This window comes from Xanthobacter sp. 126, assembly GCF_000526175.1.
Taxonomy (GTDB): Bacteria; Pseudomonadota; Alphaproteobacteria; order Rhizobiales; family Xanthobacteraceae; genus Xanthobacter; species Xanthobacter aminoxidans.
The window spans coordinates 889,887-902,994 of record NZ_JAFO01000001.1; the positions used below are offsets into that span (position 1 = coordinate 889,887).

A 13,108-nucleotide genomic window follows, 5' to 3' on the forward strand; every position below is an offset into this window, starting at 1 on the left:
AGCGTGGGCGGGAAAGCGGAGGGTGCCGTCAGGCCGCTTCGGCCGCCATGCCGGACAGCAGCAGGTCGGCGGTTTGGCCGGCGAGCAGGGCGACGTTGGCGTCCTTGGTGATCATGGCGGCGACGATGGCGCCGTCAATCAGGACACCCAACTGGTGGGCTGCGCCGTTGGGATCGCGTGCGCCGGCTTCGGCGGCGAGGCGGGTGATGGTTTCCAGTACCACCTTCTTGTGGGCGAGGGCGATCTGGCGCATGCGGTCGTCGGCCTTGTCGTGTTCGGCCACCGCATTGATGAAGGGGCAGCCGAAGAAGCGGGCGTCGCCGAACCATTCGCGGAGCACGGGGAAGATTCGGCGCAGGCGCATCTGGGCGGTTGCCTCGCCTTTCAGCAGTTCGCCGAGAAACCAGTCGCGCCAGGCCGCGCCCTCGCGCTCCAGCACCGCTTCCACCAGCCGCTCTTTGGAGCCGAACGACTTGTAGAGCGTCGCCTTGGCCGTTGCCGCCTCGGCAACCACGGCATCCACGCCCACCGCATTGATGCCGTGCTGGCAGAACAGGCGTGTCGCGGCCTGAAGGATGCGCTCGCGCGCCTTCGGCTCCGCCTCGCCCGCGTCCGGGGCGGCGTGGGGATTGGCCTTGGGGCGGCTTGCCTTCGTTTGCTGCATCGCTTCTCACCAATGTGCTGCTTTCGCGTGCACTCAGACAGACATGTCTGTTTTCTACAGGCACGAACCGTGCCGGACAAGCCGCGGCCACTTTTCCCACACTTCCTTATTTCTCATAAGGAAACGCAGGTCTCCTTCAGTCCGTCGCTGCCTTTGGCGGATCTGGCATGGCGCGTGCATAAGACAGACCGGTCTGTCTACACGACCCAAGGAGATCCTGATGACTGCGCCCCAGACCGCACTGACCGGCTGCCTCGCGCCAGAAGCGACCACGGGCTGCCTTGCGCCCATCGACAAGGAAGGCCTCGCCAAGCTGATCGCGGCCGGCAAGGCGGACCCCAAGGTCATCAAAACCCTGAAGTGCAAGACCGTCGCCGAAGGCCGCTTCCGCCACGCGAACTACATCCGCAATCTCGCGCCCTACATCGTCGACGAGCCCCCGGGCCTGCTCGGCGACGACACCGCGCCGAACCCCTCCGAGGCGTCGCTGGCCGCGCTCGGCTCCTGCCTCGCCGTCGGCCTCCACGCCAATGCGGTGCATCGCGGCTGGACCGTCCGCAAGCTGGAACTTCAGCTCGAAGGCGACCTCAACATCACCGCCGTGTGGGGTACGGGCGACGTGAGCGAGAAGCCGGTCGGCTTCACCGACGTGCGCGTGAAGGTCGACATGGAGTGCGACGGCGTGCCGAAGGAGGAGGTCGAGGCGCTCATCTCCCACGTCACCAAGTGGTCGCCCGTGGCCAACACCTTCGTGCGTCCGGTGAACCTGGAGGTGGCGCTGGGCTGACCGGCGCCGACCAGCCGGCCGCCTTCGGCTGCATCCCTGCCCGGCAATGGCCGGGCAGGCTCCCGCCCTCTTCCCGTTGAGGATCGCCATGTCGCTGCCTGTGTCGCACGCCGCCGTCACTGCCTTGTCGCCGCATGACCCTGCTGCGGTCGATCTCGATGCCGGCATCGCGCTGGCCGAGATCGGCAAGATCGCGCGGACCGACCTTTCCGCCTGGGCGCGGGCCATCGACGAGGGCACCTATCCTGCAACGCTGCTTCATCGCTTCGCCGACGCCGGAGCCTTCCGCCTGCATCTGTCTCAAGGCCACCGGCTGGGCAATGCCATCGAGGGCATGTCGCGCATGTCCGAGGTCTGCGCCGCCACGGGCTTCATGGCCTGGTGCCAGAATACTTTGGTCTGGTACCTCATCAATTCCGAGAACGAGGCGCCCCGCGCCAAATATCTCGCCGCCGTCGCCACCGGACATGTGCTCGGCGGTACCGCTTTGTCCAACCCCATGAAGTCCTTCTTCGGCATTGAAGCCCTGAAGCTGAAGGGCACGCGGGTGGAGGGCGGCTACAAGGTGAAGGGCATCCTGCCCTGGGTGTCCAACCTCGGCCCCGACCATTTCTTCGGCTGCATCTTCGCCGTGGACGGCGCCGCGCCGGTCATGGCGATCATCGACTGCGCCGAGCCGGCCGTGACGCTGAAGCCCTGCGAGCCGTTCCTCGGCATGGACGGCACCGGCACCTACGCCGTGCAGGTGCGCGATCTGTTCATCCCCGACGAGATGGTACTGGCCCACGATGCCATGTCGTTCGTGAAGAAGATGCGGGCCGGGTTCATCCTGCTCCAGGCCGGCATGGCCTTCGGCCTCATCCGCGACTGCATCGCCATGATGCGCGAGGTGGAGGAGCCCCTCGGTCATGTGAACCGCTATCTCGACGTCCAGCCCGACCAGCTTTGCGAGATGCTGGCGGCCATGGAAACCGAAGTGAACACCCTCGCCGAGACGCCGTTCGACGAGAGCCCGGACTACTGGCGCCGCGTGGTCGCCGCCCGGCTGCTCGCCGGCGAGAAGAGCGTCGAAGCCGCCCACAACGCCATGCTCCATTGCGGCGCCCGCGGCTATGTGCGCGCCTCCCGCTGCCAGCGGCGCCTGCGCGAGGCCTATTTCGTCGCCATCGTCACGCCCGCCACCAAGCAGCTGAAGCTGATGCTGGACCAGATGCCGGCCTGAGGCCGGCCGCCCGTTTCAAAACATGAGGGGCAAAAGCCCCCGGTGCCTTCCGAAAGAGTGTCCTCCCGACCCGCAAGAGGGGATCACCATGAGCGCAATCCTGATTTCGCCGTCCGATCTTTCGACCCTCATCCTGTCTGAACCCACCGTGGTCATCGATACCCGCGACCCCGCGAGCTACGCCGCCGGGCACATTCCCGGTGCGGTGAACCTGCATGAAATCTTCACCTTCCTCGCCACCTCGACCCCCGAGGGCTATGCCGAGCTGACGGAAAAATTCGCCGACGCCTTCGGCAAGGCCGGCCTCTCCGGCGCCGAGACGGCGGTGATCTACGAGCAGTCGATGAATTCCGGCTTCGGCCAGTCCTGCCGCGGCTATTTCCTGCTGACCTTCCTCGGCTATCCCAAGGTGAAGGTGCTGCACGGCGGGTTCGCCGCCTGGACGGCCGCGGGCCTTCCTGTCTCCACCGACGTGCCCGAGCCGAAGGCCGCCACCTTCCCGGTGGACCAGGCGGCCGGCGAGGTCATCATCAATGCCAGCGCCATGCTGAAGGCGGTGGAAGACCCGGCCGTCGCCAAGCTCGACGTGCGCGACGTGGACGAGTGGATCGGCGAAAGCTCGTCGCCCTATGGCAAGGATTTCTGCCCCCGCAAGGGCCGGATCCCCGGTGCCAAGTGGATCGAGTGGTACCGCATGATGAAGCCGACTGCCGAAGGGCCGCGCTTCAAGTCCTCCGCGGAGATCCTCGCCGAGTGCGCCACCGTGGGCATTTCGCCCGAGACCCCCGTCTATCTCTACTGCTTCAAAGGGGCGCGGGCCTCCAACACCTTCCTCGCGCTGAAAGAAGCGGGGGTGAAGGACGTGAAGATGTATTTTGGTTCCTGGAACGAGTGGTCGCGCGATCCGTCGCTGCCCATCGAGGAGGGGCACCCGGCCGCGGCCCTCGGCTGAACCGAGCCAAAGGAGCCCCGCCGTGCCCGAGATCATCTGCTATTTCAGCCCCCAGTCCGGATATGCCTATCTGGGGCACGGCCGCCTGCGCGAGATCGCGCGCGCGGCGGGCGCCGACATCCTGTGGCGTCCCGTCGACATCCTGAAGGTCTTCGCCGAGGGCGGCTCCACCGCCCCGGCGAAGCAGTCGCCCCAGCGCAACGCCTATCGCAAGCAGGACATCGTGCGCTGGGCCAAAGTGCGCGGCATCTCCATCAATACCGAGCCGAAGTTCTGGCCCACGGATACGCTTCCCGCCTGTCGTCTCATCGCGGCGGCGCAGCTTGAGGGCATCGACCCCGCCGATCTCATCGGCGCCTGCCTTTCCGCCGTATGGGCGCGGGACATCCAGATTTCCGAGCGGGACAATCTCGTCCGCCTCGCCAATGAGGTGGGGCTGGATGGTGAGAAGCTCGCCACCCTCTCCGACAGCGTGGAAGCGGCCGACAAGATCGCGCGCAACACCGCGGCCGCCATCGAGGCCGGCGTGTTCGGTTCTCCCACCTATTTTGTGAACGGCGAGATGTATTTCGGCCAGGACCGGCTGCTGTTCGTCGCCGCCGCGCTGGGTGTGGCGCAGGAGCCGGTGGCGCAGGAGCATCTGTCGTGAGCGCGCCGCTCGTCATCATCGGCGCAGGGCAGGCGGCGGCACAGGCCGTCACCTCCCTCAAGGCCGAGGGCTATAGCAAGCCCATCATCGTCATCGGCGACGAGCCCTATCTGCCCTACCAGCGCCCGCCGCTCTCCAAGGCCTATCTCGGCGGCGAGATGACCGAGGACCGGCTGGAGCTGAAGGCGCCCGCCTTTTATGCCGAGGCCGGCGCCGAGATGCGCCTCTCCACCCGCGTCGCCTGCATCTTTCCCGTGGACAAGGAGGTGGAGCTTTCCGATGGCGCCCGCCTCACCTACGGCGCGCTGCTGATCGCCACCGGCACCCGCGCCCGGGCGCTGCCTGTGCCGGGTGCGGAGCTGCCCGGCGTGTTCTCCATCCGCAGCATCGACGATGTGAAGCACTTCCGCGCGGCGGCGCAGCCGGGCGCGCGGCTGGTCATCATCGGGGGCGGCTATATCGGGCTGGAGACGGCCGCCAAGGCGAAGACGCTCGGGCTTGATGTCACCGTGGTGGAAGGCGCGCCTCGGCTTCTCGCTCGCGTCGCCTGCACCACCATCTCGGATTTCGCCCGCCTGCTGCATGAGGGGCACGGCGTCACCGTCCTCACCGGCACTGGCGTCGCCCGCATTCTGGGCACCGATGGCGTGACGGGCGTGGAACTTGCCGATGGGCGGGTGCTCCCGGCCGATCTCGTGCTCTCCGCCGTGGGTGCGGTGCCCAACGGCGAAATCGCCGCCGATGCCGGCCTCGTCATGGAGAACGGCATCCGGGTGGATGAGGCGACCCGCACCAGCGTGCCCCACATCTATGCTGCCGGAGACGTGGCCAATTTCCCGAGCAAGCTCTACCGCCGGCGGGTTCGCCTCGAATCCGTGCAAAATGCGATCGATCAGGCCAAGGCTGCCGCAAAAGCAATCAGCGGTGGGGCGGTTGCATACGATCCGGTCCCCTGGTTCTGGTCCGATCAGTATGATGTGAAGCTGCAGATCGCCGGCCTTCTCGACGGGCACGACCGCACCGAATGCGAGGGCGACGTCGCCGCCGGACGCTTCTGCGTCAGGTACTTCTCGGGGGATCGCCTCGTCGCGGTCGCCTCCGTCAACGATCCCAAAAGCCATATGCTGGCGCGCAAGGCGCTCGCCACCCCGCCGCCCGTTCCTGTTCCCGGGTGAGCGTGGCACGGGCATTGCCCTATCCCAGCGTCACATTCGTCCGGTCCATCGCAAGCCCTCACGGAGAGCCCTGATGTCGATGTTTTCCAACCCGTTCTCGCTGAAGTCCACGCTGCGCCGCTGCCTGTGCGGGCGGCACGCGAGCGCGGAGGAGCATGCGGCGGCGGAGCGGGCTGCGACGCTCTCCGATGAGGCGCGCTACAAGGAGGTGGTCGCCTCCGGCCTCATGCGGGCGCTGTTTCCCAACGACCTGAAGCGCCGCGCCTTCCTGAAGGCAGTGGGCACCTCCACGGCGGCGGCAGCCCTCGCCACCTTCTTCCCGCTGGATGTCGCCACCGAGGCCTTCGCCCAGACCGGGAAGCCGGAGAAGACCGACCTGAAGGTGGGCTTCATCCCCATCACCTGCGCCACGCCCATCATCATGGCCCATCCCATGGGCTTCTATACCAAGCATGGCCTGAACGTGGAGGTGGTGAAGACCGCCGGCTGGGCGGTGGTGCGCGACAAGACCATCAACAAGGAATACGACGCCGCCCACATGCTGGCGCCCATGCCGCTCGCCATCTCGCAGGGGCTGGGCTCGAACCCGATCCCGTTCGTCGCGGCGGCCATCGAGAACATCAACGGCCAGTCCTTCACGCTCGGCATCAAGCACAAGGACAAGATGGATGTGAAGTCGTGGAAGGGGATGAAGCTCGCCATTCCCTACGACTTCTCCATGCATAACTATCTGCTGCGCTACCTGCTGGCCGAGAACGGCATCGATCCGGATACCGACGTTCAGCTGCGCGTGGTGCCGCCGCCGGAGATGGTGGCGAACCTCAGGGCGGAGAACATCGACGGCTTCCTCGCCCCGGACAACGTGGCCCAGCGCGCGGTGTTCGACGGCGTCGGCTTCATCCACTCCTTGTCCAAGACCATGTGGGACGGGCACCCCTGCTGTTCCTTCGCGGCCAGCAAAGAATTCATCTCCACCATGCCGAATACTTACGCGGCACTGCTGCGGGCCATCGTGGATGCCACCGGCTATGCCTCCAAGGCCGAGAACCGCAAGGCCATCGCCGAGGCCATCGCGCCGGCAGCCTATCTCAACGCGCCGCCGATCGTGCTGGAGCAGGTGCTGGTGGGCAAGTATGCGGACGGGCTCGGCAACATCAAGGACGACCCCAAGCGCGTCGATTTCGATCCCTTCCCGTGGGATTCCTTCGCGGTGTGGATGCTGACCCAGATGAAGCGCTGGGGGCAGGTGAAGGGTGACGTGGACTACACCAAGGTCGCCAACGAGGTCTTCCTCGCCACCGACGCCGCGAAGGTGATGAAGGAGATGGGCCTCACTCCGCCCGCCACCACGATGAAGTCGTTCTCGGTGATGGGGAAGGTGTTCGACCCGGCAAAACCCGCCGAATACGTCAATTCCTTCGCCATCAAGCGGAGCTGAGGGGATGAAGAGCCTCGGCGTGCGCGCCGGCCTCCTCTCGGTGCTGATGTTCGTCGCCTTCTGCGCGCTATGGCAGATCGCCGTCACCCCGAGCGCGAGTTCGGGGCCGGCGCTCGATCCCGAATATGCCAAGCTGATGGGCATAGCCACGGAGGGCGCCAAGTCCGCCATGCCGGGGCCGCTCGATGTGGCGGGCAAGCTCTGGGACAACCTGAAGCGGCCGTTCTACGACAACGGCCCCAATGACAAGGGCCTCGGCCTCCAGCTCCTCTATTCCATCGGCCGGGTGTTCATCGGCTACGGGCTGGCGGTGCTGGTGGCGGTGCCCATCGGCTTTCTCATCGGCATGTCGCCTCTGGCCTACCGGGCGCTCGATCCCTTCATCCAGGTGCTCAAACCCATCTCGCCCTTGGCCTGGATGCCGCTCGCCCTCTACACCATCAAGGATTCCTCCCTCTCGGCCATCTTCGTCATCTTCATCTGCTCGGTCTGGCCCATGCTCATCAACACCGCTTTCGGGGTCGGGGCGGTGCGCAAGGAGTGGCTGAACGTGGCGCGCACGCTGGAGGTGGGGCCGTGGCGGCGCGCCTTCACGGTGATCCTGCCGGCAGCCGCGCCCACCATTCTCACCGGCATGCGCATCTCCATCGGCATCGCCTGGCTCGTCATCGTGGCGGCGGAGATGCTCGTGGGCGGAACCGGCATCGGTTATTTCGTCTGGAACGAGTGGAACAACCTCTCCATCGCCAATGTGATCGTCGGGATTCTGCTCATCGGCGTCGTCGGCATGGCGCTCGACCTCATTCTCGCGCGCCTGCAGAAGCGCGTGACGTTTCCGGAGTGAGGGCCATGGCGAACGCTAAGAACGAGAGCGATCCCAAATTCATCTCCATCGAGGGCATCGCCCGGCGCTATCCGGCGGCGGGAGGCGGCTCCACCACCATATTCGAGGATCTCTGGTTGCCCGTGGCGCGGGGCGAGTTCATCTGCATCATCGGCCATTCCGGCTGCGGCAAGACTTCGGTGCTGAACATCCTCGCCGGGCTCGAGGAGCCCTCGGACGGCGTGGTGGTGGTGGACGGGCAGGCCATTTCCGGTCCCAGCCTTGATCGCGCGGTGATCTTTCAGGGCCATGCGCTGCTGCCGTGGAAGAGCGTCATCGGCAATGTGGGCTATGCGGTTTCCTCCCGCTGGCGCAAGGCGGGACGCGCCGAGGTGGAGGAGCGCGCGCGCCGCTTCATCGATCTCGTCGGCCTCAAGGGCAGCGAGCTGAAGCGGCCGGCCGAACTCTCCGGCGGCATGCGCCAGCGTGTGGGCATCGCCCGCGCGCTGTCCATCGAGCCGAAGATCCTGCTCATGGACGAGCCCTTCTCCGCGCTCGACGCGCTCACCCGCGGCACGTTGCAGGACGAGGTGCGGCGCATCTGCAAGTCCACCGGCCAGACCGTCGTCATGATCACCCACGATGTGGACGAGGCCATCTACCTCGCCGACAAGATCGTGCTGATGACCAATGGTCCGGAGGCGATGATCGCCGAGGTGGTCGAGAACCCGCTGCCCATGGAGCGCGCCCGCGACAGCATCCATCGCGAAGAGGATTACTACGCGGTGCGCAACCACCTGGTGGATTTCCTCGTCTCCCGCAGTCGCACTTTCAAGGCGGAGATGCCGGTGGGCTATGACCGCCGCCACCCGCCCGTGGTGCGCCTCGGCCGACAGCCGGAGCCCGCGCCCGCGCCGGCCAACACCATTCCCTTCCCCGCCATCGCCAGCGCGCGCGACTGACGGGCCTGCCTCTTCGACCGAACCCAAGCGGAGACCATAAGAAAATGAAGCGCGAGCAACTGACCGAGAAGCTCCTCGACATCAAGCGCGAGAAGGGCTGGACCTGGAAATACATCTGCGACGAAATCGGCGGCATGTCGCCAGTGCTCGTCGTCGGCGCTCTGCTGGGCCAGATGAAGCTGGTGAAGCCGCTGGCGAAGAAGGCCGCCCAGCTGTTCGGCCTCTCCGAGGTGGAAGAGCGGATGCTCAACGAGGTGCCCATGCGCGGCGCGGGCACGCCCATGCCTCCGACCGATCCGCTGATCTATCGCTTCTACGAGTTGGTGATGGTCAACGGCCCGGCGTGGAAAGCGTTGATCGAAGAGGAGTTCGGCGACGGCATCATGTCCGCCATCGACTTCAACATGGAGATGGTGCGCGAGCCGAACCCCAAGGGCGACCGGGTGCAGATCACCATGTCCGGCAAATTCCTGCCCTACAAATATTACGGCAACGAGCAGGGCATCCCCGACTACGGCTTCAAGGAAAGCTGAGCCGGCCCTTCGCCGCGCGGCCAAAGAAAAACCCCGCCGGGTGACCGCCGGGGTTTTTGTTTCGGTCGAAAGGACCAGACCTATTCGTTGAACAGCACCGGCTGCTCGGGCGCCGGCGCCTCGGCGGCAGCCTCGGTGCCTTCGCCGGCCCGGGTGCGGAAGCGGCGGCGACGCGGACGCGGGGCATCTGCCTCGGCGGCCTCTGCACCCTCCTCGCGGGGCGTTTCCGCAGCCGCCTTGGGCTCAGCCTTCTCCGCCTTGGCCACTGCCTTCGGTTCGGCCTTCGGCTCCGCCTTGGGTTCGCGGGGCTCCGCCTTAGGCTCGCTCTTCACTTCGGCCTTGGGCTCGGGGCGCTCCTTGGGAACGGCCGGTGCGCCGGTGATGAAGGACGGCAGGCCGAGATCCTGCTCCTCGACGCGGGGCGCGCGCGGCGGACGGGGCTGCTCGACCTCCTCATTGCGCGGCGCGCGATGCGGACGCGGCTGATCGCCATCGTCGCTGCGGGGCGCGCGGGCCGCGCGGGGCACGAAGCCTTCGCCATTGTCGTCGCGGTTGCGGCGGCGGAACTCGCGCGGCTCGCGCTGTTCCCTCGGCTCGCGCTGTTCCCGCGGGTCACGTTGTTCCCGCTGGTCGCGGGGCTCGCGCTGCTCCCGGGGCTCGCGCTGTTCGCGGGGGTCCCGATTCTCGCGGTTGTCGCGGGCCTCGCGAGGCTGGTAGCTCTCGTCGTCATCCCGATTGCGACGGAAATTGCCCTGCCGATTGTCGCGCTGGCCCCGGTCATCCCGCTGACCACGATCATCCCGCGGCCCACGGTCATCCCGGTAGCCCCGATCTTCGCGTTGGCCGCGATCTTCGCGCGGACCCCGATCATCCCGATTTTCGCGCGACTGGTAGGGTTGCTCGCCGCGGCCATAGGGCTGCTCGTTGCGGCCGTATGGCTGGGGTGCGTCGAGGGAGGACATGTCGTCCATGTCCTCGTCGTCGCCTTCCTCGTCGCGGCCGAAGCCGTTCACCGGGGCAAACTGGCCCTGCAGCGAGGCGATGAGGCGAAGATAGTGTTCCGCATGCTGGAAATAGTTCTCAGCCGCCACGTGGTCGCCGGAGGACTGGGCGTCGCGGGCGAGCTGCTGATACTTTTCCGCAATGTGGTGGGCTGTCCCGCGCACCTTCACATCCGGGCCGTTCGACTCATACACCCGCGTCAAAGGGTTTGAGCTGCGCCGGTTGTTGTTGCGGCCGCGCATGCGCTTCTGCTGACCATTTCTCATATGGATCGATCTCTACTCGCCCGGCGTTCACGCCGCCGTCTGCGCCCGGCCGCATCGCGCCGGTACAATCCGCATATCCCGCCGGGCTTCCCGCTCCGGCGGCGCGCATCTCATGAAACGAACCTTCGGAACTCCACCCCATTGGAATGGGTGCCGTGGAACGCTGCTCCGTCCGCAGGACAAGACCGTCAGATCCGCGGAAGCCGCCTGCGCCGGCGTCCGCGCTGGACCAAAGCGAAAGTCGTCAAGAAGTCAGGATCAGTCCGATCATCGAGCCCCGTTCCGTGCCCCCCAGCACGGGCGCCAATACACGAGATGCCGCAACCACAAGACGACATCGCCGAAGACGACATCACCCAAGATGCCACCGCCTAAGATGTCACCGACATTCCGTGGGCCGCGCGTATTCAGCACCGTGAAACGATCCAACCGCGGGACGCTCGCATGAGCAGCGCCATCGCGCGCTCCACGCTCTCGCATCCCCAGCGACCGAAACATCCGTTTGAGATTTCGGAAGCCCGCATCAGCCCTCTGGACCAATGCTCCGGTTCGATTCCTGCGACTGACACTAGCCATTTCCCTCAAAGGTTCCAAGCCTTTTTTCATCGGCCGGTGGGTGTGCGGCGCCGGGCCACCGGGCGCAAAGGGCGCGCGGGATGCCTCCGAGGTCGGCGCGCGCCGGGCCGAGAAGCCCCAGCCCTGCCGCTTGAACGAGGGCGGCGACGGCGGGTTCCTGCCCCGCGCCGAGTTCGAGAACAGCCGCGCCGCCGGGCTTCAGCAGGCGCGGCAGATCGGCGGCGATGATGCGATAGGCCGCCAGCCCGTCGGCCCCCGCAACCAGCGCCAGCCGGGGATCGTGGAGGCGCACGTCGACGGCAAGTCCCGCCATCTCATCCTCGGTGATGTAGGGCGGGTTGGAGACGACGAGGTCGAAGCCGCCGGCAAGTGCGGTGCCCCAGTCGGCGACAAGAACAGACGCGCGGTCGGCGAGGCCGTTCGCTTCGAGGTTGTCCCGGGCCGTCCGGGCCGCGTCCTCCGAGCGGTCCACGGCGATGCCCGTTGCGGCCGGCCGTTCCGAAAGCAGGGCTGCGAGGATGGCGCCCGTACCCGTGCCGAGGTCGAGGATGCGCAGCGGTGCGGCACGGTTGGGAAAGAGGGACAGCGCTGCCTCCACCAAAGTTTCCGTGTCTGGTCGCGGCACCAGCGTGTCCGGCGAAAGGCGGAAAGTGAGGCTCCAGAACTCCTTGTGGCCGAAGATGCGGGCCACAGGCTCCCCCGCGAGCCGCCGGGCGAGGAGCGCCTCGGCGGCGGCGAGGGTGTCGGGCGCGGCGTGGGCGGCGCCGTGGCTGAGAAGCTCGCCCGTCGGGCATCCGAGGGCATGGGCCAGCAGCAGCCGTGCATCCAACTCCGGCGTCTCCACGCCGCCGGCGGCGAGGCGCGCGGTCATCAGCCGGCGCAACTGGGCGATGGTCAGGTCGGCCGCGGGCGTGTCGCCGGGGCCGGGCACGGCTCAGGCCTCCTCGGCGGCTGCGAGCAGGGCGGCCTGGTGCTCGGTCAGCAGCGGTTCGATGATGTCGTCGAGCGCGGTGCCGGCGATCACCTCCTCCAGCTTGTAGAGGGTGAGGTTGATGCGATGGTCGGTCACGCGCCCCTGCGGGAAATTGTAGGTGCGAATGCGTTCGGAGCGGTCGCCGGAGCCGACCTGCCCCTTGCGGTCAGCGGCGCGGCCGGCCTCCTTGCGCTGGCGCTCCTCGTCCAGCAGGCGGGAGCGCAGCAGCGCCATGGCGCGGGCCTTGTTGCGATGCTGGGAGCGCTCGTCCTGCACCGCCACCACCGTGTTGGTGGGGATGTGGGTGATGCGCACCGCCGATTCCGTCTTGTTCACATGCTGGCCGCCGGCGCCCTGGGCCCGGAACACGTCGATCCGGAGGTCGGATTCGTTGATGTCCACGTCCACGTCCTCCGCCTCCGGCAGGACGGCGACGGTGGCGGCGGAGGTATGGATGCGCCCGCCCGCCTCGGTGGCCGGCACCCTTTGGACCCGGTGGACGCCGCTCTCGAACTTCAGCCGGGCATAGGCGCCCTTGCCGTGGACGGCGGCGACGATTTCCTTGTAGCCGCCCATGGTGCCCTCGCTCTCGGACAGCACCTCCACGCTCCAGCCCTTGTCGGCGGCGTAGCGCGTATACATGCGGTAGAGATCGCCCGCGAAAAGTGCCGCCTCGTCGCCGCCGGTGCCGGCGCGCACCTCCAGGATGATGCCGCGCTCGTCCATGGCGTCCTTGGGCAGGAGCGCGAGGCGCACGGCGGTGGTCAGCTCGGTAATCCGCGTATCCAGCCGCTCCACCTCGGCCTCGGCCAAGGTGCGCATCTCCGGGTCGCCGGCCGAATCGGCGAGCAGCTCCCGGGCGCCCTCCAGGTCGCGTTCCGCGCCGCGCAGCGCCAGCACCTGCTCCACCACGGGGGAGAGATCCGAGAACTCACGGCCGAGGCGGACGAACTCCTCCCCCTCCGCCCCATGCGACAGGGCGGCCTCGATCTCGGCATGCCGGGCGACCAGCTGGTCGAGTTTGGCGAGGGGCAGGGTGTTCATAAGGGGCTGACGGATCCGGACGGTTTCTGGAAAAGGGGCAGG

The 13,108-nt window shown here is 67.2% G+C and carries 13 protein-coding genes; 9 read left to right on the forward strand and 4 right to left on the reverse strand.

Annotation, left to right across the window (positions count from 1 at the left end; genetic code table 11):
• Positions 1-28: 28 nt before the first annotated feature.
• A complete protein-coding gene (locus tag XAN126_RS0104170; protein WP_024277345.1) occupies positions 29-664 on the reverse strand; it encodes a TetR/AcrR family transcriptional regulator in 636 nt (211 codons plus the stop codon).
• A gap of 220 nt (positions 665-884) precedes the next feature.
• On the opposite strand from XAN126_RS0104170, the gene XAN126_RS0104175 reads away from it, so the two are divergent.
• The 9 genes from XAN126_RS0104175 to cynS all read left to right on the forward strand — a co-directional run bounded on the left by XAN126_RS0104175 (position 885) and on the right by cynS (position 9,205).
• Positions 885-1,451, forward strand: a complete 567-nt coding sequence (locus XAN126_RS0104175) for an OsmC family protein (RefSeq protein ID WP_051460540.1) — start codon at positions 885-887, stop codon at positions 1,449-1,451.
• A gap of 88 nt (positions 1,452-1,539) precedes the next feature.
• Positions 1,540-2,673, forward strand: coding sequence for an acyl-CoA dehydrogenase family protein (locus tag XAN126_RS0104180; RefSeq protein WP_029876693.1), 1,134 nt, complete (start codon positions 1,540-1,542; stop codon positions 2,671-2,673).
• 88 nt (positions 2,674-2,761) lie between these two features.
• Entirely contained in the window at positions 2,762-3,625 is an 864-nt protein-coding gene (locus XAN126_RS0104185; RefSeq protein ID WP_024277348.1) for a sulfurtransferase, read from the forward strand.
• Positions 3,626-3,647: 22 nt separating this feature from the next.
• Positions 3,648-4,274 (forward strand): 2-hydroxychromene-2-carboxylate isomerase, encoded by a 627-nt coding sequence (locus XAN126_RS0104190; RefSeq protein WP_024277349.1) that lies wholly within the window; start codon positions 3,648-3,650, stop codon positions 4,272-4,274.
• Complete coding sequence (locus tag XAN126_RS0104195; RefSeq protein ID WP_024277350.1) at positions 4,271-5,449, forward strand: FAD-dependent oxidoreductase; 1,179 nt, start codon at positions 4,271-4,273, stop codon at positions 5,447-5,449. Before XAN126_RS0104190 ends, XAN126_RS0104195 begins: the two co-directional genes overlap by 4 nt.
• 73 nt (positions 5,450-5,522) lie before the next feature.
• On the forward strand, positions 5,523-6,887 hold the full coding sequence (locus XAN126_RS0104200) for a CmpA/NrtA family ABC transporter substrate-binding protein (protein WP_024277351.1): 1,365 nt from the start codon (positions 5,523-5,525) through the stop codon (positions 6,885-6,887).
• A gap of 4 nt (positions 6,888-6,891) precedes the next feature.
• Entirely contained in the window at positions 6,892-7,731 is an 840-nt protein-coding gene (ntrB, locus tag XAN126_RS0104205) for a nitrate ABC transporter permease (RefSeq protein WP_024277352.1), read from the forward strand.
• A gap of 5 nt (positions 7,732-7,736) precedes the next feature.
• Positions 7,737-8,672 (forward strand): ABC transporter ATP-binding protein, encoded by a 936-nt coding sequence (locus XAN126_RS0104210; protein ID WP_024277353.1) that lies wholly within the window; start codon positions 7,737-7,739, stop codon positions 8,670-8,672.
• Between the two features lie 44 nt (positions 8,673-8,716).
• Entirely contained in the window at positions 8,717-9,205 is a 489-nt protein-coding gene (gene cynS / locus XAN126_RS0104215; RefSeq protein WP_024277354.1) for a cyanase, read from the forward strand.
• Between the two features lie 80 nt (positions 9,206-9,285).
• On the opposite strand, the gene XAN126_RS0104220 is transcribed toward cynS, so the two are convergent.
• The 3 genes from XAN126_RS0104220 to prfA all read right to left on the reverse strand — a co-directional run bounded on the left by XAN126_RS0104220 (position 9,286) and on the right by prfA (position 13,066).
• Positions 9,286-10,449 carry a DUF4167 domain-containing protein gene (locus tag XAN126_RS0104220; protein ID WP_051460541.1) on the reverse strand — a complete coding sequence of 388 codons (1,164 nt, stop codon included), beginning with the start codon at positions 10,447-10,449 and terminating at the stop codon, positions 9,286-9,288.
• A gap of 592 nt (positions 10,450-11,041) precedes the next feature.
• A complete protein-coding gene (prmC, locus tag XAN126_RS0104225) occupies positions 11,042-11,980 on the reverse strand; it encodes a peptide chain release factor N(5)-glutamine methyltransferase (RefSeq protein ID WP_245272207.1) in 939 nt (312 codons plus the stop codon).
• Between the two features lie 3 nt (positions 11,981-11,983).
• Positions 11,984-13,066 carry a peptide chain release factor 1 gene (prfA, locus tag XAN126_RS0104230; RefSeq protein WP_024277357.1) on the reverse strand — a complete coding sequence of 361 codons (1,083 nt, stop codon included), beginning with the start codon at positions 13,064-13,066 and terminating at the stop codon, positions 11,984-11,986.
• Between the last annotated feature and the right edge of the window lie 42 nt (positions 13,067-13,108).